Source organism: Francisella frigiditurris, from assembly GCF_001880225.1.
Taxonomy (GTDB): domain Bacteria; phylum Pseudomonadota; class Gammaproteobacteria; order Francisellales; family Francisellaceae; genus Francisella; species Francisella frigiditurris.
Map to the genome: position 1 here is coordinate 1,113,205 of NZ_CP009654.1, position 22,904 is coordinate 1,136,108.

Sequence of the window (22,904 nt, forward strand, 5' to 3'; positions counted from 1 at the left end):
TAGTAGAAGATGTAGTAAGGTTTTACAAGTTTGCTATAAAGCAATGAAGAAGGTTAACCTTTAGATATATTTGAATGATGAATTAGCCAATATATTAGTACACCCCAAATACCAAATACTAAACCAACTAATATCCATATATTTTTTGGTAATAAAATTGTAGTTAGTCTTCTATCTAAAACTTTGGGTATATCTTTTGCAATACTCAATCCACAGAAAATGTGAATAAGAACAGTAAATACTGTAATAATTGGTAAAGCATTTGTTATTATTGTTGATGAAACAGTATTAATATCCATGTTTTCCTTAAAATACAATTTTGCAGTGATCTTGGGAGTGATATGTATTTTTATAGTGTAATTCTATAATCTCACAAGCTTCATCTATATCATCTACTAGATGTAGTAGCATTCTATCTTCATTACTTATTACACCTTTATCAATCATTACTGTATTAATCCAATCTAATAATCCTTCCCAGAAATCTTTACCAAAAAGTATAATTGGCATATATGCTTTTTTCTTTGTTTGTACTAAAGTTGTAATATCAAATAGTTCGTCTAAAGTTCCAAATCCTCCAGGCATAACAACATAAGCCATAGAATGCTTAACAAACATTGCTTTGCGAGTGAAGAAATATCTATAAAATAAAGAAGCATCTTGATAATTATTTGCTCTTTGCTCATGAGGCAGGGTTATATTTAGGCCGACGCTAATTGAGCTTCCTTCATAAGCACCTTTATTAGCAGCTTCCATTATTCCAGGTCCGCCGCCAGTGATAACAGAGAAGCCTTCTTGAGAGAGCCTATTTGCTAGTTTTTTTGTAGCATCATAGTGTTTGTCTCCTTTTCTTAATCTAGCAGATCCAAAAATACTTACGGCAGGAGTGATATTATCTAGTCTTTCATAGCCTTCAACTAATTCAGAGGTTATTTTCATAATATCCCAAGCTGCTTTTGCTCTATCAAAGCTTACTTCACCTCTAGAATCTGTGATAACCTTCTTTTTTTTATAATTAGTACTCATTTTCTCTATAGCCTCAATAAAGATTAAATAGTGATTTTTAAAATAGTATTATTTATAATGTTCTTTATATGCGTTGTAGTAATTATACCTTACATAGGTTTTTACTGCTAAAAAGTTTTAATAAATCCAAAAAGGAGAATGACATGGGTTTTCTAAAAGGTAAAAAAATATTAGTTACAGGTCTTCTAAGTAATAAATCTATTGCTTATGGTATAGCAACGGCTTTACATAGAGAAGGCGCTGAGCTTGTTTTTACATACGTTGGCCAATTTAAAGAAAGGGTAGAAAAGATTGCGGCAGAATTTAATCCTGCAGCTGTTCTTCCTTGTGATGTTACTTCTGATGAAGAAATTAAGAATTTATTTGTAGAGTTAGCTAAAGTTTGGGACGGTCTTGATGGTCTTATACACTCTATTGCTTTTGCTCCTCGTGACCAGCTAGAAGGTAACTTTATTGATTGTGTTACTCGTGAAGGTTTCGCAATTGCTCATGATATTAGTGCATATTCTTTTGCAGCATTAGCTAAAGAAGGTAGAGCGATGATGAAAGGTAGAAAAGCTTCTATCGTTGGTCTTACTTATATTGGTGCTGAAAAAGCTATGCCTAGTTATAACACTATGGGTGTTGCTAAAGCATCTTTAGAAGCTACTATGAGATATACAGCATTAGCTTTAGGTGAAGATGGAATCAATGTAAACTGTGTATCAGCTGGTCCTATCAAAACTTTAGCAGCATCAGGAATATCTAACTTTAAGAAAATGCTTGATTACAACGCTACAGTATCTCCTCTTAAAAAGAATGTTGATATAATGGAAGTTGGTAATACAGTTGCGTTTTTATGTTCAGATATGGCTTCTGGTATTACAGGTGAGAATATTCATGTAGATGCTGGTTATCATAGTGTATTAATGGGTAACGTTCTTTAATATTTTATTTCAAACCTAATTTAACTAAGTCATGGAGAGTAACTACTCCTAAAATAGAGTTTTCTTTATCAATTACAGCAAGACTAGTAATTTCATAGGTTTCCATTTTTTCTAAAGCAAAAATAGCCATATCATCTTGATAGATGGTTTTAGGATTTTCTTTCATGACTGTATTTATAGCTGCTTGACTACTAAAATTGTTTGTTTCAAATATTCTTCTCAAGTCACCATCTGTGAATATGCCGAGGAGTTTGCTATTTTCAGAAATTAGAGTGTGGCCTATACCTTTTTTACTTATTTCTAATATAGCATCTCTAATTGAGTTTGTAGGTTTAACTATAGGAATTTCTGAGCCTTTTCTCATTATGTCTTCAACTTTAAGAATTAGCTTTTTACCTAAAGCACCACTTGGATGAGAGAATGCAAAATCTTTTGCAGTAAAATTTTTAGCTTTAAGTAATGCTATAGCTAGAGCATCTCCTAAAACCAAAGTAGCTGTTGTACTACAAGTTGGAGCTAGGTTGTGAGGACATGCTTCTTTCTCTACATTTAGATTAAGAGTTATAGTGCTATTATTTGACATTATCGAATTAGGGTTACTTGTTATTGTAATTATAGGAATCTTAAGATGTTTTAGCATTGGCATTAATCCCATTATTTCAGAAGAAGTTCCTGAATTAGAAATAGCTATTAAAACATCATTGTTTGTGATCATTCCAAAATCACCATGTCCAGCCTCTCCAGGATGTACAAAAAAAGAGGGGGTTCCGGTACTTGCAAGTGTTGCTGCAATCTTTTTTCCTATATGACCAGACTTTCCCATTCCTGTTACAATAACACGGCCTTTTTCTTTATTATTTGTTAATATTAAATCGCAAGCTTTTTCAAAGTTTTCATCAATTGATCTTTTTAAGTTTTCTAAAGTTTTAATTTCTAAATCAAAAGTTTCTATTGCATTCTTAACATGGTTATTCATTTCAATATCTCCTAAGAAGTAGATGAGAAATATTTCAACTACATGAGTAATATTATATAAAAGTTTTACTTATATACTCAAATCTTACTGCACAATATGTTAAAATTTTTTAAGTTATTTTAATTATTTAAATTTTTATGAAATCTTTTCAAATAAATCCCTCGATACTTTCAGCGAATTTGGCAAAACTAGGTGATGATGTTAAAGCTGTTTTAGAGGCTGGGGCAGATAATATTCATTTTGATGTTATGGATAATCATTATGTTCCTAATCTAACATTTGGGCCTATGATACTTAAATCACTAAGAGATTATGGTATTAAAGCAGGCATGGATGTTCATCTAATGGTTAAACCAGTAGACTCTTTAATAGAGAGTTTTGCAGAAGCAGGGGCGACTAGTATAGTATTTCATCCGGAAGCTAGCGAACATATAGATAGAAGCTTACAGTTAATTAAGTCTTATAATATTCAAGCAGGTTTGGCTTTAAATCCAGCTACAAATTTAGATAGTCTGAAATATGTTGCTGATAAATTAGATAGGATTTTATTAATGTCTGTAAACCCTGGTTTTGGTGGGCAGAAGTTTATTCCAGCAATTTTAGATAAAGCAAAAGAAACATCTCAGTGGATTAAAAATTCGGGTAAGAATATTCTTCTAGAAATAGATGGAGGAGTTAATCCTGAAAATATTGCAAAGATAGCAAAGTGTGGGGTAGATGCTTTTGTTGCAGGATCAGCAATTTTTAATTCTGAGAGTTATGAGAAAACTATTTTAATGATGAAAGAAAATTTAAAACATTTAGGATGATAATGAGCAAGACAATTTTAGTTACTGGAGGAGCAGGATTTATAGGAAGTCATACCGTAGTTGAACTTTTAGAAAGAAATTATAAGGTTATTGTAGTTGATGATTTTTCAAATAGTAAAGAATCTGTTATAGAAAGAATAAAACAAATTACTCATAAAGATTTCTTAAGTTTTAAGCTTAATATGCTTGATAAACTAAAGCTCAGAGAAGTGTTTGAGAAAAATAAAATTGATTCAGTAATTCATTTTGCAGGACTAAAGGCTGTTGGTGAAAGTGTTGAAAAACCAATGTTATATTATAGACATAATATAGATATTACTCTTAATCTCGTAGAATTGATGGAGGAGTATGAAATAAATAATTTAGTATTTAGCTCCTCGGCTACAGTATATGGTATGGATAATAAAGTACCTTTTGTTGAAGGAATGCCTTTGAATGCAGTTAGTCCTTATGCTGCAACAAAGTTAATTATAGAAAGGATTCTTGTAGATATACAAAAAGCATATTCAAATTTCAATATAGCTATTTTAAGATATTTTAATCCTGTTGGAGCACATGCTAGTGGAATTATAGGAGAAGACCCTGAAGGAATTCCTAATAATTTAATGCCATATTTAGCTCAAGTTGGTTCGGGTTTGAGGGATAGGCTTAATGTGTTTGGTGGAGATTATCAGACTCATGATGGTACAGCAATAAGAGATTATATTCATGTAAATGATTTAGCAGAAGGACATATCTTGGCGTTAGAAAAGCTTTATAAGGAGAAAGTCGGTTGTGAAGCTTATAATCTAGGATCAGGAAGCGGTTATAGTGTGCTAGATATTGTTAAGGCTTATGAAGAAGTCTTAGGTAAAAAAATATCGTATAAAATTGTCGATAGAAGAGATGGTGATATTGAAAGGATGTTAGCAGATATTACTAAGTCAAAGAGAGAACTGTCTTTTAATGTAAGTAAATCTTTATATGACATGTGCAAAGATACTATAAAGTGGCAAGAGTATACTAATTTGCACAAGTTATAAAGAAGGTCTTAAAGAATGAAAAACTATATATTTGATTTAGATAATACACTTTATCCATATGATAATGGTCTTTTTGATATGCAACTTCAAAGGATGTCTGATTTTATAAAACTTAAGCTAGATATTTTAGATGATGAAAAAGCAAGTGCTATTAGAGATGAGCTTTATTATGAGTGTGGTTCAACCATGCTTGGTCTTATGAGATATCATAATATAGAATATAAAGAGTTCTTACACTTTATTGATAACATTGAAATAAATCACTTTAGACCTAATAAAGAATTAAATGGAATATTATTAGATCTTAAAGAAAAGAATAAAAACTTATATATTTTTACTAATGCATCAGACTTTCATGCAGATAGGGTTTTAAAGCAATTTGATCTACATCAATTTTTTCATGGCATTTTAACACTTGAAAAAACGGGACTTGTGCCAAAACCAAAGCAAAAATATTATGAAATAGGTCAGCAAAAATTTGGTCTAAATTTTGAAGATAGTGTCTTTTTTGAAGACTCTTCCCATAATCTAGTTACAGCAAAACATTTAGGCATGACTACAGTACTTGTGCATGCGGATAATGAAAAATCAGCTGCTAACTTTTATGATAATGCAGAAATTGATTATTATGTTAGAGATGTAAAATCTTTCTTTAAGAGTGATTATATAGCTACCAGGAAATAACTCTTATATTTTTATCAAGTTCCTTATCAAGCCATGATTTGATTTTTTCTATATCTTCAGAAGTCTGTAAACCTGATTTTGCATCAGGATATTGTATAACTTGACTTGAGTTTATCAACGCATATTTTATGGCTTCAGAGATTTTTTTATTTTTGTATATGTTAGCACAAAAAGTAGAGCTGAATGCGTCTCCAGCACCTAGTGTATTTACTACATTTTCTGTATAAATAGCTTCTGAATGATAGAGACATTCTTTAGTTGCTGCATAAACACCTTTTTCTCCATCTGTTACTACAATAACGCGAGGACCTAGATTTAAGCATAGTTTAAAAAAGCTTTTTAACCTAAAGGTTGCATCTTGAAAAATTGCGGAACTAGTTTCAATTAGATTGTCATTTGTATCATCTCTAGCTTCAATTACATCAGAATCTTCTGTTGAAAGTAATGACATCATAAGCTTCCTTGCTTCTTGGTAATTTAAAACAAGAGTATCTATGCCAAACATAGAGTCTTTAATAAAACTCTCCCCAACATCCAACTGGCTGGATCCAGGATTTATAGCGACTTTTACATTATTTTCTGAAGCAATTTTAACTATTTCTGGAAGCCTGGCTGCGGAGGCCTTACTTAATGAGGTTATATATATAAAGTCACTGTTTTTAATAGCATCATAAGGAAGATCATCTTTTAGAATATCTCTATTAGCTCCACGATATGCAAAAATAGTTCTATCTCCTCCTAATGAAGGTATTACATATGAAGTTGCTGTTCCATAAGTATCAGAATATCTAACATTTGAAGTATCTATTCCTAGATCCAATAATTCTTTTATTATTTTTTCACCGGCCATATCTTTGCCAACTTTTCCAAAGAAGCTAACATCTAATCCTTGTTTTTTAAAGCTAACAGCTGTATTTGTAGCACCACCACCAGAAAAAGAATTGTGTTCTTTAACCTCTATTTTTGCACCTTCTTCTAATAGCATGAATGATTGATTACTATCTTTCCTTTGCATATTCATAGTAAGCATTTCTTCATATTCGATAATAGTGTCTAAAGTTGCACCACCGATAACTAGGGTTTTTATGTTTTTATCCATAAGTAAAGCGTTCATAAAATCTCAAACAATTAAGCGAATTATAGCATTTATATAAGAGTATAATAAGTTACTTTATATACTTATTTAGAGTAATTTTTATAGAATTATTAACGATAAATTAGTATTATTTTATATGGCTTAAAATTTAAAGTTTAGTGTAGTTTATTTTTATTAAAGGAGATTTAATTAATGCCTTCTAAAGTAGATTCTAAAGAAGAAAGAGGTTATATAATCCCTATTGGGGGAAGAGAGGATAAGTTAGCAAGTCCTACAGTGTTACAAAAGTTTATTGATTTAGCTGGTGGCGCAGATGCTAAAATAGCTGTGATTCCTACAGCTTCTAAGCTTCCAGATACTGGTGATGAATATGTTAAAATCTTTAATTCAATGGGAGTTAAAGATGTTTACAATCTGAAAATCGAAACTAGGCTAGATGCAACAGTAAATGAGGAGTATTTAAATACGCTGAGTGAATGTACTGGTGTATTTATGACAGGAGGTAATCAATTGTTACTTTCTACAACTCTAGGAGGCACACCTATTGCCCAAATGATTAGAAGGTTAAGTGCTAGAGGTGTTCATGTCGCTGGAACTTCTGCTGGAGCGGCATTTATGTCTGGCTTTATGATTGCTAGTGGGCAACCAGGTCTTATGCCTAGATGTAACATGGTTAGTTTAGCGCCAGGATTAGGGCTTACTAACAAGTTATTAGTTGATCAACATTTCTCTCAAAGAGATAGGTTGGGTAGGTTACTAACAGCATTATCTTACAATCCTTATATGGTTGGTATTGGGATAGATGAGGATACTGGGGCATTTTTAAATCCAGAAGGCGTTGTTGAAGTGGTTGGTAGTGGTATGATAACAATAGTTGATTTTTCTCATCTTAAGCATTCGTCTATGCATAATGCTAGAGATGATGACCCTATTAGTTTAGTTGATATCAGAATGCATTTACTTCTTGAAGGCCAAAGATATAACTTGAATACTCATCTTGTAGAATTTTAATCATTTGTTTTTCTCTTTTTATATAGTTCATATATAATTTTTATAAATAAATTTTTACTCAGTGCAATTATTATGCAAAAAATTATTATCCATGGCGGATGTGGCGCAAGAGAGGATAAAAACACTAGTTTTTCAGATTATCATGAGCATTTATTGTCGATTATTAAAAAATCATATGAATATTTAGTACAAGTAGATGATGCTAGAAAGGTGGCTATATTTGCAGCTAAACTATTAGAAGATGATGATATATTTAATGCTGGTACAGGATCTAGAGTTCAGCAAGATGGACAAATAAGAATGTCAGCATCTATTATGGATAGTATTAGAAAGAAATTTGCAGGTGTCATAAATATTCAGAATGTTAAGAACCCTGTTGATGTAGCTAATAAATTGGCAGAGCAACATAATAGTGTATTGGCTGGACAGCAGGCTACAGATTTTGCTCATAATATTATGGATTTAGAGGCTTATAACCCTATGACAGAAAAACGTTGGAAGGAATATTTAAGCCTGAAAAAAGGATATACAGGAACTATAGGTGTAGTAGTCCTTGATTCTAAAAACAATATCTGCGCAATAACTTCAACAGGTGGAGCAGGTTTTGAATATCCTGGGAGGGTTGGCGATAGCCCAACAGTAGCTGGGAACTTCGTTAATGATATTGTGGGAATATCTTGTACTGGTATAGGTGAGCATATTGTTAATGAAGGTGTTGCTGTAAAAATTGCAACAAGAGTTAAAGATGGAATGAGTCTTGAAGAGGCTGTGGATAAGTCTATAAATGAAAGTGACGAGTTAGGGTATTATGTTGGATTGATAGCTTTAGATAAAAAGGGCAATATCTATTCAGGATCAACTAAAGTTGCACAGACGTTATATGCTTATGCAGATGGCAACAAAATTAGAACTTTTTACGAAGAAAAAATGTAAAAAACATGTTGACTTAGAATAGTCTATATAGTTTAATATACGTCATTGGCCAGATAGCTCAGTCGGTAGAGCAGAGGACTGAAAATCCTCGTGTCGGCAGTTCGATTCTGCCTCTGGCCACCACTAATTAAAATATTGTCGGAGCATAGCGCAGTTTGGTAGCGCATCTGGTTTGGGACCAGAGGGTCGGGGGTTCAAATCCCTCTGCTCCGACCATTTTTGTGCGTCCGTAGCTCATCTGGATAGAGCATCGGCCTTCTAAGCCGAGGGTAGCAGGTTCGAATCCTGCCGGACGTGCCATTACATAGTAAGAGATGTAATGGTGGTTGTAGCTCAGTTGGTAGAGCCCCGGATTGTGATTCCGGTTGTCGTGGGTTCAAGTCCCATCAATCACCCCACAATATTGCGGACGTGGCGAAATTGGTAGACGCACTGGATTTAGGTTCCAGCGGGCAACCGTGGGAGTTCGAGTCTCCCCGTCCGCACCATTCAAATTTAAAATTAAGCCCAAACTCTAAATAATCATTGTAAAGACTATAAATACTTATTAAAGTATAAATATGTATATTATATTTATTTTAGAATGATCAAATTCTCAAAAAAACATGTATTCTTTGCCGCTACTAGTACTATAGTAGAGTGGTATGACTTTATGCTCTTTGCATATTTGACTCCAATTATTGCACATAATTTTTTTCCACATGTAGATAAGTATGCAGGAATCTTGATGACTTTTGGAGTTTTTGCTGCCGGTTTTTTTATGGGTCCCATAGGAAGTATGGTTATGGGGAGTGTGGGAGATCGTTTGGGTAGGAAAAGAGCATTAGTAATATCTTTATTAATGATGATTTTCCCTATGTTGGTGATTGTTTTTCTACCAACATATAATAGTATAGGTATTTTAGCCCCTTTAATATTGATATTGATGAGACTTTTTCAAGGATTCTCAATAGGTGGGTCTTATGGTGGAGTAATGGTTCTTATGATTGAGTCAGCAAAATCTAATCGTAGAGGGTTTATTGCAAGTTTTGCGACTATGTCGTCTGGTACTGGCGTCTTTTTTGCATCTCTAGTGGTGATGATATTATCTGGGATATTAGGAAGTACTGCTTTAGATATTTGGGGTTGGAGAGTAGGGTATTTAGTTGGTTTGATTTTGGCAATAATTGCATTAATAATGAGACTGATCATACCAGAAAGTCACTCTTTCGAAAAGCTTAAAGAAGAAGGCGGAATCGCATTAACTCCAGTTCGCTCAATGTTTAAAGAGCAGGCAAAACCTTTGTTTTTTGCTATAGCATTGTCAGCATATGGTAATATTGCATATTATTTAATTTTGTCGTATCTAGAAACACACTTTATTGATCTTGGTTATTCTGAATTTTTTTCGTTAGCTATAATTACAGTTTTTAGTTTATTATTTTCATTCTCTGCACCATTATGGGGTTTAATGAGTGATTTCTTTGGTCGTAAAATATTAGTTAAAATTTCAATAGTGTTATACATAATATTTTCATATCCCGCATTTATTATGATGACTATGGGACCTGTTTATCTTGTACTTTCTACGGCTATATTAAGCATTCCACTTATGCTAATTTGGGGCTCATATGGTGCAGCAGCACCAGAGTTATTTCAAGCTAGATACCGCTATAGTGGTAATGCTTTGAGCTATAATATTGGGAATTCTTTTTTTGGTGGGACAGTACCTTTTGTTGCAACTCTATTATTAGTCATTGTAGGTAGTGCTTCAGCTCCTGCTTGGTTATTGATCGTTTCATCAATAATAATGATTCCAATAGTTTACTATATGCCAGAAACGAGATTTAAAGAAGTTTAGTAAATATTACATTTTATCTGTTACTTTATATAAATCTTTTATAATGATATAATCTTGGCGATATCTTATTGTTAATATAAGGATGTAGTTTTGGACTTTTTATTAGTAGCTGGCGTTTTTGTGGCTTTAGCTGTGTATTTAATAATAGAAAATATTTTTCACAATAAAAGTATAAAAAGTGTTCCTATAAGAATTCATGTTAATGGAACTAGAGGAAAATCAAGTGTAGCTAGACTAATAGCTGCAGGTGTCAGAGCTGGTGGTTATAGGACTGTTGCTAAAACGACAGGAACATTGGCAAGATATATAGATACGGATGGTTCTGAAACACCAGTTTTTAGAATTGGTTATAGTAATATTGCAGAGCAGATAAAAATACTTTTTAAAGCAAGAAAAGCAAAGGCTGATGCCATTATTATCGAATGTATGGCTTTACAGCCTCTTTTACAATCTCTTTGTGAAAGAAAGTTAGTAAGAGCTACTCATGGAGTTTTGACAAATGCGCGTCCAGACCATTTAGATGTTATGGGTCCTACTGAAAGAGATGTTGCGAAAGCCTTAGCTGGAACAGTTCCTTTGGGGACAAAATATTTTACTGCTGAGGATGTTCATTTAGATTTTTTTGAGTATGCATGTAAGGATAGAGGTACAGAGCTTATAGTCGCTACTCCAGAAGATGCTGAAAAAATAACAGATGAAGAAATTAACAAATTTGTTTATTCAGAATTTAAAATTAATGTGGCTTTAGCCTTAAAAGTGACAGATGATCTTGGAATTCCAAGAGATGTGGCTTTAAAAGGAATGTGGGAAGCAACTCCAGATCCGGGAGCGATGACAGAGTATAATTTTGATATCCAAGGTAAAGAGATTAATTTTGCAAATGCTTTTGCAGCAAATGATCCAGTGTCTACAAAAATGCTTTGGGATAAACTTTGTAGTAAGTACGAGGCATGCGATAAAAAAGTTCTTGTTGTTAATTGTAGAGATGATAGAGAAGATAGATCTAAACAAATGGCAGAAGCTGCTTTAGAATGGCAAACTCAAGATCTTATTGTACTTATTGGTACAGGAACAGAGGTGTTTACTTCTTTTTATAAAAAATATGCAAAAGCACTTAGCAAGCCTATGGCAAAGGTAATTATTTGTGAAGAAATGACACCAATAGAGATTTTAAATAAAACTGTAGTCGCTAACCCTGGTGATTCATATATCTTGGTTGGTGTTGGGAATATTAAAGATATTGGTATGCAATTGGTCGATTTTTGTGATAATGAACATAAAAAGAAGCATAATTTAGAGGTTTAACTTGTTAAGGAGTTGTTGTTTATGGATCCGTTAACTCTCTCGATAGGAATTGGTCTTGTCGTTGGTTTAATATTTGTTTCATTTTTAGGGCTTTCTACTGGAGGTATGGTCGTACCAGGTTATTTTGCTTTAGAAATGGGTGCTCCTGATAGAGTTATAATAACTATAATAGTTTCAATAATTATTTTTGGTATTATACGCTTTATGTCTAAATTTATGATTATCTATGGAAGAAGAAGGATAGCATTAACAGTTTTGCTTTCTTTTATTATAGGTTATTTATCAAATATCTTTGTTGCTCCATACCTTGGTACAAGCTATTTTTCTAGTGATTTACAAGTTATTGGATATATCATACCAGGATTAATTACTCTATCTATAGATAGACAAGGGCTTATAGAGACGATAGGTTCTTTATTGATAGCATCTGTAATAATCCGTTTATTGTTAATTGTATTAATAGGTCCACAAATAGTAGGGATATAAAATGAAAAATATGTATTGGCATAGAAAATTTTTGTCACGTTACATTATAGTTTTCTTATGCGCATTTATGATAGTTTCTTTATATATAGTTGAAGGAAACCTTGTTGTAGAAAATAAAGGAATGACACAAAAGCTAGAAGCCGCAAATATTGCTTTTAATGCTTTTAAAACTACACAAAGAGAATTTTTATCAAAAGGTTATTATTGTAGTAAGGTTGGCGATGTTTCTTGTACTGGTTTGATTGGTGAATCTATGACAGAAATAACAACTGATTCTGGAGATCTTTACGCTAAAAGGTCATCAGTAAATCCTAATATAGCAGCTTTATTTGTTAGTTGGCTAACGCAGTTAGATTTAAAAGAAGGGGATGTGGTGGCTGTTCAAGAAACAGGATCATATCCTGCTCTGGATATAGCTATGCTATCAGCAATTAAAGCATTAAAGCTTAAGCCAATTATCATTTTCTCTGTAGGATCTTCACAGTTTGGTGCAAATAGACCAGACTTTACATGGCCAGATATTTATAAGAATTTGGTTAAAAATGGAGTTTTTGATTATGATATTTTAGGCATTACTTTAGGAGGTTCAAGAGATACTGGTTATGGAATGTCACCAGCGGCTATATTGAAATTAAATGATGCTGTTAAAAGAAATGGTTATAAATTGATAAATGTTCCATATAAAGATTCTACTAATAGATCTATAAAAACAAGAATGGAACTTTATAAAAAAGCTATTGGAGATGATAAGATAAAGGCTTATATTAATGTTGGTGGAAATATGGCTTCTATTGGTCTTAAACAAATAGATACAAATAAGAATACTATAGAAAGTAATGATAAAAAGGATGATGAAAAAGAAACTAAAAAGTTTGTTCGTATATCTAGTTTTCCACCAGGTATAACTAAAAAACTACCAATAGAATATAAAAATGTAAATTCAGTGGCAGTTAACTATTTAAAAGAGGGTATTGCTGTTGTGAATATTAGAGATATTAACTCTTCAATTGTTGAAAAATATGGAATAACTTATAATCCAACTACAATGACACCCCCTGGTCAAGGTGCTATATTTGCACAAAAAAAATATAACACAACATTAGCAGCTATATTGTTAATTATAGATATTATATTAATAACTGTTGTAGCAATTCTTTCAAGAAGATATCTTATTTCCTATAAAACTAAATAATTGCTTTGGTCTTTAAATCTAATTATTATATTTATACAAGTTTATATAGTAGGTTCTTATGTTTAGCTTTTACCATTTAAATAAATTAATTTGTGAATACTTATCGGAATCTGACAGACTAAAGATTGCTGAGGCATATATTTTTGGTGCAGATGCTCATGAAACACAAGTTAGAAGCTCAGGAGAACCATATTTTACGCATCCTGTTGCGGTAGCATGTATCTTAGCAGATATGATGTTAGATGCAGATACAATAATAGCAGCATTATTGCATGATGTTATAGAGGATACAGAATATACTTTTACAGATATAAAAAATAAATTTGGATTAAAAGTAGCAGAATTAGTAGAAGGGGTTACAAAGCTTACTCAGATTAGACATAAAAATAGGGCAGAACAGCAGGCAGAAAATTTTAGAAAAATGTTATTGTCTGTTACAAAAGATGTTCGAGTTATTTTCATAAAGCTTGCTGATAGGCTTCATAATATGAGGACATTAGCTCCATTAAAGCCAGAAAAGAAAAGAAGAATATCAAAAGAGACTTTAGAAGTTTTTGCACCTATAGCTCATAGACTAGGTATCAATACATTAAAAGAACAGTTAGAAACTTTAGCATTTGAAGGAATGTATCCATATCGCTATAGAATCTTAGAAGAAAGAGTTAGGCAAGTAGAAAAAAATAAAGAAAAAGTATTCTATGAAGTAAAGGAGACTTTAAGTAAAAGGCTTGGTACATTAATTACAGATAAGAGTATAAAAGGAAGAAAAAAAACTCTTTATAGTATTTATAATAAAATGAAGAAAAAAGGAATGCCTTTTTCTGAAATAATGGATATGTACGCTTATAAAGTAATAGTTCCTAGAAGAATCGATTGTTATGTTGCTTTAGGTAAAGTTCATGAGGCTTATAAACCTGTTCCACAAAAATTTAAAGACTATATAGCTACTCCAAAAGTAAACGGCTATAAGTCATTACATACAGTAGTTTTAGGACCATATAATATTCCTATGGAGATACAAATTAAGACTCAAAGGATGGATGAATCTGCTGAATTTGGGGTCGCAGCTCATTGGAGTTATAAATCAGGTGAAAAGAGTGATAAGTCTCTAAAAAAATGGCTTAAGAGAATTTCTGATATACAAGTGTATACAGCAAGCTCGGTAGAGTTCTTAGAGAATGTAAAAAAAGATCTATTTGATAACGATGTATTTGTATTCACTCCAAATGGAGAAATCATAGAATTACCAGCAGGGTCTACATGTGTTGATTTTGCATACTATATTCATACAGCTGTAGGAAATAGATGTTTAGGAGCAAAGGTTAATAGGAAGAATGTTCCTCTAAATTATAGGCTTAAGCAAGGAGATAGTGTTGAGATTATTACATCTCCAGTGGCTGACCCAAATCCAGCATGGCTTAATTTTGTAGTTACGGGTAGAGCTAAAGCTTCTATAAAATCATATATAAAAGAACAAAGCACAAATGAAAATTATATTAGAGGTAGAGAGATTATTTCTAATGAATTAGCTAAATTTGATATAAATATAGAAGAAATTCCATCTGAAGTGGTTGATGGTGCTTTATATAATTATGAAAGTATAGAAACAATAAATAGGTTTTATTTGGATATAGGTCTCGGATTAGTTGAGAAAGATAACTTTATAGATTTTATTGTTAAACATATATCAGATTCTATAAAAGAAGAAGAATTTGATGAAGCTGTGATAAGACTTAGATATGGAGATGACCTTAGAATTGCTAACTGTTGTTTACCTATTCCTAATGATGATATAAAAGCTGTCATAGTACCTGGAGAAGGTATAAAAGTTCATAGATCAAGTTGTAATATTGCATATAGAGACTTAGCTAAAGAGGGTTCTAAAGAGACTTTTTCTAAATGGATTTCTCATGATGGCGATGAGGCGAGCTTTAGAGCAAGAATGATTATTACAATAAATAATATATCAGGAGCAATAGCAAAAATAACAACCGCCTTTGCCAGAGAGGGTGTTGATATTAGAAGCTTTAGTGTTTTAAGTATGAGTAACTCTATTGCTGTCTTAGAGGCTGTAATAATTGTTAAAGATACAAAAGAATTTTATTTATTATCTAGAATAATTAGAAAATTAGATATTTGTTTAAATGCTGAAAGAGGTTTAAATAAAGACTAAATATTTGTCCTACAGTTAAATGCATGAGATATAGTTTGTTGATCTAAGTACTCTAGCTCCCCTCCAAAAGGAACACCAAAGCCAATTCTAGTAATTTTAATATCTTTATTCCTGATCATCTCAGATATAAAGTGCGCTGTTGTTTCACCCTCTACAGTTGGACTTATAGCCAATATTATTTCTTCAACTTTTCTAGATGTTATGATTTTCTCTAGAAGGTCTAGCTTAAGCTCTTTGGGACCAATTCCATCTAAAGGAGAAAGTCTTCCATTTAGTACAAAATATTTACCTTTAAAAATATTTGCCTCTTCAATAGCAATTAAATCAAGCATGTTTTCAATAATACATAATTTAGTACTATCTCTTCTTTCATTTGAGCAAATATCACAAATCTCTGATTCAGTTAGTATCTGACAAACATTACATTTTTGAATATGATTAACAGCATCTAATAAGGAATTAGCAATTTGAATAGCAGCATCTGGAGACTTATCTAAAAGATGTAATGCTAGTCTTTGAGAGGTTTTTTTTCCTACGCTGGGAAGTTTTTTTAAAGAGTCAATTACAGCGATTATTTTAGGTGAGAGTATATTGTTTTGCATATATAGAATAATTAGAATGGAAATTTCATGCCTGCAGGTATATTTATACCAGCTTCTTGAGCCATTTTATTTAAATCTGTTCCAGAGCTTTCTTCTACCTTTCTTACAGCACTATTAACAGCTGCAGCAATTAAGTCCTCTAGCATTTCTTTATCTTCAGACATTAGGCTATCATCTATGCTAACACTTTTAACATCATACTTACCTGTCATAGTGATTTTAACAAGACCAGCACCAGCTTCACCTTCAACTTCCATTTTATCTTTTTCTTCTTGAGCTTTTTTCATTTGCTCTTGCATTTTTTGGGCTTGTTGCATTAATTTAGACATATCGAAATTCATTGTTTTCTCCAATTAATTATTTTAAAGTCTGAGCTACTATATTTAATATTTGTGCTGTACTATCTTTTATCAAGGTTTTTCTTGCATTTTCTGAGATATTTATAAGTTTTTCTTTATTTAAAGCGAGCTCTAAAAGTATATTTGATAACTCTTCAAGACTGGCTTCTTCTTGTCGCAAACAGAATCCAGCATTATTCTCTACTATTGTATGAGCATTAAAATATTGATGATCATCAACAGCTGCGGGAAAAGGTATAAAAATTGCTGGTAAACCTGATATAGCTACTTCTGATACTGTGAGTGCTCCAGCTCTACAAATAATAACATTAGCCCATTCATATGCTTCAGCCATGTTTTCTATAAAAGGAGCTATTTCTTTAATGTTTTGGTTAGAAATAGAAGAGTAATGTTGTTTTGTGTCATCAAATAATAATTTTCCTGTTTGATGCCATACTGTTATATTAATACCTTTATCCTTTAAAATTTCTATTAAAGAGGGTATTTTCTCATTTATAGCTTTAGCTCCTTGACTGCCACCTAAAACTAGTAAGTTTAAGGATTTTTCATTGCTAAAATTTCTATTGATACCATTAAGCTTTACAATTTCTAATCTAACAGGATTACCTACGATTGAAAATTTCTTTAACTGCTTTTCTTTAAAATAATTATTTAAATTATCAATAGGAAAAGCTAGGCAGACTTGTTTGGCAAATTTAGCTAAAACTCTGTTAGTTAAACCTATTTTAGCATTTTGCTCATGAATTATTACAGGGATTCCTATAAGCTTAGCTGCTATACATGTAGGTCCAGAAACATATCCTCCAAAACCGATAACTAAATTAGCTTTTGTTTTTTTAAGAATAATGGTAGCAGCTAATACACTTGCTGTTAATGTAAATGGTAAAGCAGCTTTTTTTGACAGACCTTTACCACGAATACCAGAACTTTTAATATATTGAATATTAAATTTTCCAGAAACTATTTTTTCTTCCATACTATTTCTAGTGCCAACCCAAGTTATATTAGCACCATTTTCTTTTAATGCATGGGCAATGGCTAATGCAGGGAAAATATGGCCACCAGTACCACCAGCAGTAACAATAATATTTTTACCTTTAAGCTTAGATAAATCTGTTTTATATTCCATACAGTCATTATAAATAGATAGATTTGTTGAGATTAAGTTTAAAATATTTTTATGTTATTATCTATAGCAGTAAAAAGCTTTAAATAGAAAGGGCTATAAAGTCCTAGTGGAGATATGAGATGACTGAAATAAAGCAAGATTATTTATATACAGAAACAAATGAGTGGATTAGAGTAGATGGTGATATTGCCACTATTGGTATAGATGATTATTCTCAAAATGAATTTGGTGAGATTGTTTATGTTGATTTACCAAAAGTTGGTCAAAAATGTGAAAAAGATGATGATGTCTGTGTGATTGAATCTGTAAAAACAGCTTCTGATATTTGTTCTCCATTATCTGGTGAAGTAGTTAAAGTTAATGAAACTCTTGTTGATAAACCGAAACTTATTAATGAGTCGTGTTATGACAAGGGATGGTTATATCAATTAAAACTTTCAAATACGGAAGAGTTGAAAGATCTCATTTCTCCAGCGAAATATGTTGAGTATGTGAGTTAATTATATATTTTTTTATTGAGTATTTGCTTTAAAAGATTCTAAATTGAAATGATACTAATTTGTATAGATTTATAAATTGTTTAACTTATCTATCAAGGAAATCATATATTAAGTCTATGAAAAAAATATTGTTACTCATTATAGGTTTATATTTTTCAAGTGTGTCTTTATATGCCGAAAATAATGAGGAGTATGTAAACTTTTGCAAGATATATACACCTAAAAATGTAGCGTACTATGAGACTCATACAAAAATTACAAAAGAATTTTGTTTATATTATTTTAAATTGTGTAATAAAGAGTTTGAACCATTATATGAAAAATCTTGTAAGCTTGATATGAATAGTTATCAACCTTTATATAACACTAATAAAACTATAGCTATGATGCATGTTTTATATAATGATAATTTTGATAGATCTTAGTAAAAAAAGTTTAATGCTTTAGTAAATAATTGTTTTTTAATATGGCTAAGTTATACTATTTTTCAGAGATATTAAGCGATACATATTGGAGGTTTTATTATGTCTGCTGAAGAGTTCCTATCAAAAAAACTACAAAAATTTTCTTTATTAGATATTGCTTTGGTTAAATGGGTTTATTTATTTATTGGTGCATTAACCTGTACACTTTATACACCTTTATTGAACGTTAGTTGGATCTTTTTCTTACTTATGGCATTGATTGCTCAATTTCCTTTACTTATACATTTCTTTACCTCAGAAGGAACTTATATGGAAAAAGCGAGACATTATTTAGCAACTAATAAACCGGCATATCAGGTGTTATTGTTTTTTTCCACATTCTTCTTTGGATGTATGATTACTGTTCTGGCACCTGTTTTAATAACTGTGCCATGGTATGCATACGTAGGGATAATAGTAGTTTTAGCTATTAAGCCAATGACATCAAATATGTTTTGGTAATCTTAAAAAATTAGTTTTCTTAACTTCTAATCTATATATAAATTATCTAGCTATTTTCTGATTTAAGACTAAGCCATCTTGGAATGAATAAGTTCCCACTTCCTTATCAGATACACTAGACTTAATATTTATTTTATTAATCTTTTCATTACTCGTGTAATAGTAAGCTAGTATTGTGTTAAGAGTTTCTTCTCTAACTTGAGGACTTGCTGGAGATCCTTCTAATAATTTAGGCGTTACATACACAATTACCTGATTATTCTCTGTAGAAATTTTATAGACATAACGATTATCTATTAAAGTTTGTATAAACTCTTTACGCTCTTTTTGTAATTGAGCTATTTGTTTAGGAGATATTGATGGAACTATATTCTCTGTAGCATATAACGGATTAAAGCTAAATAAAATAACTATAGCAAGAGTTAGTTTTATAGGGTTAAATTTGGCAAACATATTTTTATATACATATTTAATCTATTGTCTAAAATAAATTATAAATGCGATTAAGAAAAGAAAAAACTTTAATTAAATCAAGAAAATCCAAAATAAATAAATGTTATACTTATGGGTATATCAAAAGCTATAAGGAATTTTTATCATGTCAGGTTTACCAAATTGTCCAAAATGTAATTCAGAATATACTTATGAAGATGGTCAATTATTTATTTGTCCAGAGTGTTCATATGAATGGAATGCAGTAGGGGAATCAAATAGCTCAGATGATGAAAAAATAGTGAAAGATGCTAATGGTAATCTTTTACAAGATGGTGATAGTGTGACTGTTATCAAAGACTTAAAAGTTAAAGGTTCATCTCTTGTTGTAAAAGTTGGGACAAAAGTTAAGAGTATTCGTCTAGTTGATGGAGATCATGATATTGATTGTAAAATCGATGGTATTGGTGCAATGAAACTAAAGTCTGAGTTTGTTAAGAAATCATAAGTGAGTTGATTAGAGTATGTGTCGCTGGTTAATGTATCATGGAAAATCTATAATAATGAGTAAACTTTTAGTTGATCCAGAAAACTCATTAATTCATCAAAGTATTGCTTCACATGAAGGGGTTGTAAATGTAAATGGGGATGGTTTTGGATTAGGATGGTACACAAAGCTTAATAAAAAACCAGGAGTATATAAAGATCCTTTACCTGCTTGGAATAATAAAAATTTAGCTTCTATTGCTTCTCATATTAAAAGTAAAAACTTTCTTGCTCACGTAAGAGCTTCAACCGGTACTCCATCCACAACAACAAACTGCCATCCTTTTAGATATAAAAATCATCTTTTTATGCATAATGGAGCGATCTTTAATTTTAATGAAATTAGACACGATCTTGAATATCTTATAGATAAGAAATATTTTAAACATAGATATGGTTGTACTGATACTGAAGCAATGTTTTTATTATCATTAACTAATGGTCTTATAGAAGATCCTAAAACAGCAATAAATAAAACTATTGAGCAAATATTCAAAATCCAACAACAAAATAATGTACCCCAAGCCATTAAAGCAAGCATAGCATATACTGATGGAAATACATCTTATGCTATAAAAACATCTACTATTAATCATCAACCATCATTATACTATGTAAATTATGAAGATATGCTTGATTCACTAGGCATGGAAAAGCAAGGTCAAAAATATAAAAATAGTTATGTTGTTTTATCTGAACCTTTGCTAAAATCAGAATCTTACAAATATGTAGATAATCATACAATAATCAAAATTTCAGAAAATGAATTTACTATAGAGAAACTATAAGGTATATGAAATGGCTACTTTAAATAAGAAAATTCAAAATGTCACTCCATCATCAACAACAGCTATGGCGAAAGTTGCTAAGGACTTAGCTGAAAAAGGTCATGATGTTGTATCTTTAGCTATTGGCGAACCAGGATTCTCTACTCCAGATGTTATAAAAAAAGCTGGTATAGAAGCAATAAATAATAACATCACAAAATATACAAATGTAGATGGTTTAAAAGAGCTAAGACAAGCTATAGTCGATAGATATAAAAGAAATTATGGAGCTTTATTTTCTGCTGATCAAGTTTGTATTTCTTCTGGTGCAAAGCATAGCCTACATAATATTTTTAACTGTATATTAGAAGAGGGTGATGAAGCCATTTTCTTTGCCCCTTATTGGGTTTCTTATCCGGATATGATTAGTTTAACTGGAGCTAAACCAGTAGTTGTAAAAACAAAATTTGAAAATAATTTTGAAATTGATGTCGCAGAGCTAGAAACATACATTAATGAAAATACTAAAGCTATTATTATAAATAATCCTAATAATCCAACAGGACTTATTTACTCGAAAGAGTGTATTGAAGCATTAGCTAATCTAATTAGAAAATATCCTAATATTTGGATTATAGGTGATGATATTTATGATGAATTATTCTTTGATAAAAGACCAACATTAATATCAGAAATTGCACCAGATTTGGCGGATAGATATGTTATAGCTAGTGGTGTTTCTAAAAATTACTCTATGACTGGTTGGAGAGTTGGTTTTTCAATAGCTCCAGAATTTTTAAATAATGCTATTAAGAAGTTTCAATCACAATCTACTACTTGTGCTTGCTCAATATCTCAATATGCTGCTACTACAGCTATGAATATCCCAGAGGCTGATTTAAAAGTATTTATAGACTCATATAAAGAAAAAACTGATTTTGTTGCTAAAGCTCTAAAAGAAATGCCTCATATTGATGTCAAAAAAGCTCATGGAACATTTTATTTATTCCCTAGTTTAAAAGAGCTTTTAGCAAATACTAAATTTAATACAGACGCAGAGTTTTGTAGAGCTTTTTTACAAGAAGAGTTTGTTGCTATGATGCCAGGATCATCTTTTGGTCTTGAAGACTGTGCTAGAATTAGCTGTGCAAATAAAATGTCAGAGCTAGAAGAAGCAATGAGAAGATTAAAAAGATTCATCATTAGACACACTAGCTAATCAGTGTTAAAATCTCTGTAAAATAATTCATCCTTAAGAATTCATTTCTAATGAAAAAATGTGGTTATATTTCCATTATTGGTCGACCTAATGTAGGTAAATCAACTTTACTAAATAACATATTAAAGTATAAAGTTAGTATTACTTGTAGAAAGCCTCAGACTACTAGACATCAGATTACAGGTATCAAAACTATTGGAGATACTCAGTTTATATATGTGGATACTCCTGGAATTCATAATAAAGAATCTAAAGCTATAAATAAGTTTATGAATAAAGCAGCTACGACAATGATAAAAGATGTTGATGTTATATTATTTGTAATTGAAATGGGTAAATGGACCGAGCTAGAAGATAATATTGTAGTAAAGTTAAAAGATTCCAAAATCCCTATATTCTTAGTAGTAAATAAAGTAGATAAGAAAAAATCTATGGAAGCATCTATGTTTATAGAATCTGTAAAAAATAAATTAGATTTCTATGATGTTACTTATGTTTCTGCCAAACAAGGTCATAATATAAATGAATTAGAAGCTAAGATAGAAGGGCTTTTACCTGAAAGTGAATATTTTTTCTATGAAGAAGATCAAGTCACAGATAGAAGTGTTAAATTTATGGTTTCTGAAATTATTCGTGAAAAAATCATGAGAACTATTGGAAGTGAAGTTCCTTATCAAATAGCTGTAGAGATAGACAGCTACAAAGTTGACCAAGAAAGAAGTATTGTAGATATATATGCTAGCATTTTGGTTGAGAGAGATAGTCAAAAAGGAATAGTTATTGGAGCGAAAGGAGCTAAGCTTAAAAAGATTGGTTCTGATTCTCGTATAGATATAGAATACCTTGTAGGAATGCAGGTAAATTTAAAAACTCATGTGAAAGTAAAATCAGGATGGTCTGATGATGATAGGGCACTTAAGTCACTTGGATATGATTTAATGTAGC

The 22,904-nt window shown here is 31.3% G+C and carries 26 protein-coding genes and 5 tRNA genes; 23 read left to right on the forward strand and 8 right to left on the reverse strand.

Features of this window, described 5'->3' with window-relative positions; genetic code table 11:
- Positions 1 to 53: 53 nt before the first annotated feature.
- Complete coding sequence (locus KX01_RS05455) at positions 54 to 299, reverse strand: hypothetical protein (protein WP_198021088.1); 246 nt, start codon at positions 297 to 299, stop codon at positions 54 to 56.
- 7 nt (positions 300 to 306) lie between these two features.
- Positions 307 to 1,026 carry an LOG family protein gene (locus KX01_RS05460; RefSeq protein WP_071664029.1) on the reverse strand — a complete coding sequence of 240 codons (720 nt, stop codon included), beginning with the start codon at positions 1,024 to 1,026 and terminating at the stop codon, positions 307 to 309.
- Between the two features lie 143 nt (positions 1,027 to 1,169).
- Between KX01_RS05460 and KX01_RS05465 the strand changes: the two genes are divergently transcribed.
- Entirely contained in the window at positions 1,170 to 1,952 is a 783-nt protein-coding gene (locus KX01_RS05465) for an enoyl-ACP reductase FabI (protein WP_071664030.1), read from the forward strand.
- Between the two features lie 4 nt (positions 1,953 to 1,956).
- Here KX01_RS05465 and KX01_RS05470 read toward each other — a convergent pair whose 3' ends face one another.
- Positions 1,957 to 2,928 (reverse strand): KpsF/GutQ family sugar-phosphate isomerase, encoded by a 972-nt coding sequence (locus KX01_RS05470; RefSeq protein ID WP_071664031.1) that lies wholly within the window; start codon positions 2,926 to 2,928, stop codon positions 1,957 to 1,959.
- A 137-nt stretch (positions 2,929 to 3,065) separates the two neighbouring features.
- Between KX01_RS05470 and rpe the strand changes: the two genes are divergently transcribed.
- From rpe to KX01_RS05485, 3 genes are read left to right on the forward strand one after another with little or no spacing between them, the layout of a single operon-like run.
- Positions 3,066 to 3,737, forward strand: coding sequence for a ribulose-phosphate 3-epimerase (gene rpe, locus KX01_RS05475; protein ID WP_071664032.1), 672 nt, complete (start codon positions 3,066 to 3,068; stop codon positions 3,735 to 3,737).
- A gap of 2 nt (positions 3,738 to 3,739) precedes the next feature.
- The gene (gene galE, locus KX01_RS05480) at positions 3,740 to 4,759 is read left to right on the forward strand and encodes a UDP-glucose 4-epimerase GalE (RefSeq protein ID WP_071664033.1); all 1,020 of its coding nucleotides are present in this window, start codon (positions 3,740 to 3,742) and stop codon (positions 4,757 to 4,759) included.
- A 15-nt stretch (positions 4,760 to 4,774) separates the two neighbouring features.
- Positions 4,775 to 5,443 (forward strand): pyrimidine 5'-nucleotidase, encoded by a 669-nt coding sequence (locus tag KX01_RS05485; protein WP_071664034.1) that lies wholly within the window; start codon positions 4,775 to 4,777, stop codon positions 5,441 to 5,443.
- Here the strand turns inward: KX01_RS05485 and KX01_RS05490 are convergent.
- On the reverse strand, positions 5,430 to 6,542 hold the full coding sequence (locus KX01_RS05490) for a carbohydrate kinase family protein (RefSeq protein WP_071664757.1): 1,113 nt from the start codon (positions 6,540 to 6,542) through the stop codon (positions 5,430 to 5,432). The genes KX01_RS05485 and KX01_RS05490 overlap by 14 nt on opposite strands.
- A gap of 189 nt (positions 6,543 to 6,731) precedes the next feature.
- Between KX01_RS05490 and KX01_RS05495 the strand changes: the two genes are divergently transcribed.
- From KX01_RS05495 to KX01_RS05550, 12 genes are all read left to right on the forward strand, one after another.
- Positions 6,732 to 7,550 carry a cyanophycinase gene (locus tag KX01_RS05495; protein ID WP_071664035.1) on the forward strand — a complete coding sequence of 273 codons (819 nt, stop codon included), beginning with the start codon at positions 6,732 to 6,734 and terminating at the stop codon, positions 7,548 to 7,550.
- Between the two features lie 72 nt (positions 7,551 to 7,622).
- On the forward strand, positions 7,623 to 8,483 hold the full coding sequence (locus tag KX01_RS05500; protein WP_071664036.1) for an isoaspartyl peptidase/L-asparaginase: 861 nt from the start codon (positions 7,623 to 7,625) through the stop codon (positions 8,481 to 8,483).
- 47 nt (positions 8,484 to 8,530) lie between these two features.
- Positions 8,531 to 8,606: transfer RNA gene (locus tag KX01_RS05505), tRNA-Phe, on the forward strand.
- Positions 8,607 to 8,622: 16 nt separating this feature from the next.
- A tRNA-Pro gene (locus KX01_RS05510) sits at positions 8,623 to 8,699 on the forward strand.
- Between the two features lie 7 nt (positions 8,700 to 8,706).
- Positions 8,707 to 8,783 (forward strand) — tRNA-Arg (locus KX01_RS05515).
- Between the two features lie 22 nt (positions 8,784 to 8,805).
- A tRNA-His gene (locus KX01_RS05520) sits at positions 8,806 to 8,881 on the forward strand.
- A gap of 7 nt (positions 8,882 to 8,888) precedes the next feature.
- Positions 8,889 to 8,971: transfer RNA gene (locus KX01_RS05525), tRNA-Leu, on the forward strand.
- Positions 8,972 to 9,066: 95 nt separating this feature from the next.
- A complete protein-coding gene (locus tag KX01_RS05530) occupies positions 9,067 to 10,323 on the forward strand; it encodes an MFS transporter (protein ID WP_071664037.1) in 1,257 nt (418 codons plus the stop codon).
- Positions 10,324 to 10,413: 90 nt separating this feature from the next.
- Positions 10,414 to 11,628 carry a poly-gamma-glutamate synthase PgsB gene (pgsB, locus tag KX01_RS05535; protein WP_071664038.1) on the forward strand — a complete coding sequence of 405 codons (1,215 nt, stop codon included), beginning with the start codon at positions 10,414 to 10,416 and terminating at the stop codon, positions 11,626 to 11,628.
- 21 nt (positions 11,629 to 11,649) lie between these two features.
- Positions 11,650 to 12,114, forward strand: a complete 465-nt coding sequence (pgsC, locus tag KX01_RS05540) for a poly-gamma-glutamate biosynthesis protein PgsC (RefSeq protein ID WP_071664039.1) — start codon at positions 11,650 to 11,652, stop codon at positions 12,112 to 12,114.
- 1 nt (position 12,115) lies between these two features.
- Positions 12,116 to 13,306, forward strand: a complete 1,191-nt coding sequence (pgsW, locus tag KX01_RS05545; protein WP_071664040.1) for a poly-gamma-glutamate system protein — start codon at positions 12,116 to 12,118, stop codon at positions 13,304 to 13,306.
- A 58-nt stretch (positions 13,307 to 13,364) separates the two neighbouring features.
- Positions 13,365 to 15,479 (forward strand): RelA/SpoT family protein, encoded by a 2,115-nt coding sequence (locus tag KX01_RS05550; protein WP_071664041.1) that lies wholly within the window; start codon positions 13,365 to 13,367, stop codon positions 15,477 to 15,479.
- Here KX01_RS05550 and recR read toward each other — a convergent pair.
- The 3 genes from recR to murG are packed head-to-tail and all read right to left on the reverse strand — an operon-like array spanning position 15,476 to position 17,569.
- Positions 15,476 to 16,081 (reverse strand): recombination mediator RecR, encoded by a 606-nt coding sequence (gene recR, locus KX01_RS05555; protein ID WP_071664042.1) that lies wholly within the window; start codon positions 16,079 to 16,081, stop codon positions 15,476 to 15,478. The genes KX01_RS05550 and recR overlap by 4 nt on opposite strands.
- An 11-nt stretch (positions 16,082 to 16,092) precedes the next feature.
- Positions 16,093 to 16,422 carry a YbaB/EbfC family nucleoid-associated protein gene (locus KX01_RS05560; RefSeq protein WP_071664043.1) on the reverse strand — a complete coding sequence of 110 codons (330 nt, stop codon included), beginning with the start codon at positions 16,420 to 16,422 and terminating at the stop codon, positions 16,093 to 16,095.
- 16 nt (positions 16,423 to 16,438) lie between these two features.
- A complete protein-coding gene (gene murG / locus KX01_RS05565) occupies positions 16,439 to 17,569 on the reverse strand; it encodes an undecaprenyldiphospho-muramoylpentapeptide beta-N-acetylglucosaminyltransferase (RefSeq protein ID WP_071664044.1) in 1,131 nt (376 codons plus the stop codon).
- Positions 17,570 to 17,688: 119 nt separating this feature from the next.
- On the opposite strand from murG, the gene gcvH reads away from it, so the two are divergent.
- The 3 genes from gcvH (at position 17,689) to KX01_RS05580 (ending at position 18,995) form a co-directional block, all read left to right on the forward strand.
- The gene (gcvH, locus tag KX01_RS05570; protein ID WP_071664045.1) at positions 17,689 to 18,069 is read left to right on the forward strand and encodes a glycine cleavage system protein GcvH; all 381 of its coding nucleotides are present in this window, start codon (positions 17,689 to 17,691) and stop codon (positions 18,067 to 18,069) included.
- 116 nt (positions 18,070 to 18,185) lie between these two features.
- Complete coding sequence (locus KX01_RS05575; protein ID WP_071664046.1) at positions 18,186 to 18,494, forward strand: hypothetical protein; 309 nt, start codon at positions 18,186 to 18,188, stop codon at positions 18,492 to 18,494.
- A gap of 99 nt (positions 18,495 to 18,593) precedes the next feature.
- Positions 18,594 to 18,995, forward strand: a complete 402-nt coding sequence (locus KX01_RS05580; protein ID WP_071664047.1) for a hypothetical protein — start codon at positions 18,594 to 18,596, stop codon at positions 18,993 to 18,995.
- A gap of 42 nt (positions 18,996 to 19,037) precedes the next feature.
- Here KX01_RS05580 and KX01_RS05585 read toward each other — a convergent pair whose 3' ends face one another.
- Positions 19,038 to 19,448, reverse strand: a complete 411-nt coding sequence (locus KX01_RS05585) for a hypothetical protein (RefSeq protein WP_071664048.1) — start codon at positions 19,446 to 19,448, stop codon at positions 19,038 to 19,040.
- A 145-nt stretch (positions 19,449 to 19,593) separates the two neighbouring features.
- Here KX01_RS05585 and KX01_RS05590 point away from each other — a divergent pair, with 145 nt between their 5' ends.
- Genes KX01_RS05590 through era form a run of 4 tightly spaced genes read left to right on the forward strand, consistent with a single transcriptional unit; the run spans position 19,594 to position 22,903 of the window.
- Entirely contained in the window at positions 19,594 to 19,935 is a 342-nt protein-coding gene (locus KX01_RS05590) for a zinc ribbon domain-containing protein YjdM (RefSeq protein WP_071664049.1), read from the forward strand.
- Between the two features lie 16 nt (positions 19,936 to 19,951).
- On the forward strand, positions 19,952 to 20,761 hold the full coding sequence (locus tag KX01_RS05595; protein ID WP_071664050.1) for a class II glutamine amidotransferase: 810 nt from the start codon (positions 19,952 to 19,954) through the stop codon (positions 20,759 to 20,761).
- Positions 20,762 to 20,771: 10 nt separating this feature from the next.
- Positions 20,772 to 21,959 carry a pyridoxal phosphate-dependent aminotransferase gene (locus KX01_RS05600; RefSeq protein WP_071664051.1) on the forward strand — a complete coding sequence of 396 codons (1,188 nt, stop codon included), beginning with the start codon at positions 20,772 to 20,774 and terminating at the stop codon, positions 21,957 to 21,959.
- A gap of 50 nt (positions 21,960 to 22,009) precedes the next feature.
- Positions 22,010 to 22,903, forward strand: coding sequence for a GTPase Era (gene era / locus KX01_RS05605; protein WP_071664052.1), 894 nt, complete (start codon positions 22,010 to 22,012; stop codon positions 22,901 to 22,903).
- The last annotated feature ends 1 nt before the right edge of the window (position 22,904 follow it).

What these genes read in the sequence shown, in the direction of transcription:
- KX01_RS05560 (WP_071664043.1), bottom strand. Translation starts at nt 16,422, where the DNA reads ATGAATTTCGATATGTCTAAATTAATGCAACAAGCCCAAAAAATGCAA.
- KX01_RS05485 (WP_071664034.1), top strand. Translation starts at nt 4,775, where the DNA reads ATGAAAAACTATATATTTGATTTAGATAATACACTTTATCCATATGAT.
- pgsW (WP_071664040.1), top strand. Translation starts at nt 12,116, where the DNA reads ATGAAAAATATGTATTGGCATAGAAAATTTTTGTCACGTTACATTATA.
- pgsC (WP_071664039.1), top strand. Translation starts at nt 11,650, where the DNA reads ATGGATCCGTTAACTCTCTCGATAGGAATTGGTCTTGTCGTTGGTTTA.
- KX01_RS05590 (WP_071664049.1), top strand. Translation starts at nt 19,594, where the DNA reads ATGTCAGGTTTACCAAATTGTCCAAAATGTAATTCAGAATATACTTAT.
- KX01_RS05490 (WP_071664757.1), bottom strand. Translation starts at nt 6,542, where the DNA reads ATGGATAAAAACATAAAAACCCTAGTTATCGGTGGTGCAACTTTAGAC.
- rpe (WP_071664032.1), top strand. Translation starts at nt 3,066, where the DNA reads ATGAAATCTTTTCAAATAAATCCCTCGATACTTTCAGCGAATTTGGCA.
- era (WP_071664052.1), top strand. Translation starts at nt 22,010, where the DNA reads ATGAAAAAATGTGGTTATATTTCCATTATTGGTCGACCTAATGTAGGT.
- KX01_RS05580 (WP_071664047.1), top strand. Translation starts at nt 18,594, where the DNA reads ATGTCTGCTGAAGAGTTCCTATCAAAAAAACTACAAAAATTTTCTTTA.
- KX01_RS05575 (WP_071664046.1), top strand. Translation starts at nt 18,186, where the DNA reads ATGAAAAAAATATTGTTACTCATTATAGGTTTATATTTTTCAAGTGTG.
- recR (WP_071664042.1), bottom strand. Translation starts at nt 16,081, where the DNA reads ATGCAAAACAATATACTCTCACCTAAAATAATCGCTGTAATTGACTCT.
- galE (WP_071664033.1), top strand. Translation starts at nt 3,740, where the DNA reads ATGAGCAAGACAATTTTAGTTACTGGAGGAGCAGGATTTATAGGAAGT.
- KX01_RS05595 (WP_071664050.1), top strand. Translation starts at nt 19,952, where the DNA reads ATGTGTCGCTGGTTAATGTATCATGGAAAATCTATAATAATGAGTAAA.
- KX01_RS05550 (WP_071664041.1), top strand. Translation starts at nt 13,365, where the DNA reads ATGTTTAGCTTTTACCATTTAAATAAATTAATTTGTGAATACTTATCG.
- KX01_RS05465 (WP_071664030.1), top strand. Translation starts at nt 1,170, where the DNA reads ATGGGTTTTCTAAAAGGTAAAAAAATATTAGTTACAGGTCTTCTAAGT.
- KX01_RS05455 (WP_198021088.1), bottom strand. Translation starts at nt 299, where the DNA reads ATGGATATTAATACTGTTTCATCAACAATAATAACAAATGCTTTACCA.
- KX01_RS05600 (WP_071664051.1), top strand. Translation starts at nt 20,772, where the DNA reads ATGGCTACTTTAAATAAGAAAATTCAAAATGTCACTCCATCATCAACA.
- KX01_RS05585 (WP_071664048.1), bottom strand. Translation starts at nt 19,448, where the DNA reads ATGTTTGCCAAATTTAACCCTATAAAACTAACTCTTGCTATAGTTATT.
- gcvH (WP_071664045.1), top strand. Translation starts at nt 17,689, where the DNA reads ATGACTGAAATAAAGCAAGATTATTTATATACAGAAACAAATGAGTGG.
- murG (WP_071664044.1), bottom strand. Translation starts at nt 17,569, where the DNA reads ATGGAATATAAAACAGATTTATCTAAGCTTAAAGGTAAAAATATTATT.
- KX01_RS05530 (WP_071664037.1), top strand. Translation starts at nt 9,067, where the DNA reads ATGATCAAATTCTCAAAAAAACATGTATTCTTTGCCGCTACTAGTACT.
- KX01_RS05470 (WP_071664031.1), bottom strand. Translation starts at nt 2,928, where the DNA reads ATGAATAACCATGTTAAGAATGCAATAGAAACTTTTGATTTAGAAATT.
- KX01_RS05500 (WP_071664036.1), top strand. Translation starts at nt 7,623, where the DNA reads ATGCAAAAAATTATTATCCATGGCGGATGTGGCGCAAGAGAGGATAAA.
- KX01_RS05495 (WP_071664035.1), top strand. Translation starts at nt 6,732, where the DNA reads ATGCCTTCTAAAGTAGATTCTAAAGAAGAAAGAGGTTATATAATCCCT.
- KX01_RS05460 (WP_071664029.1), bottom strand. Translation starts at nt 1,026, where the DNA reads ATGAGTACTAATTATAAAAAAAAGAAGGTTATCACAGATTCTAGAGGT.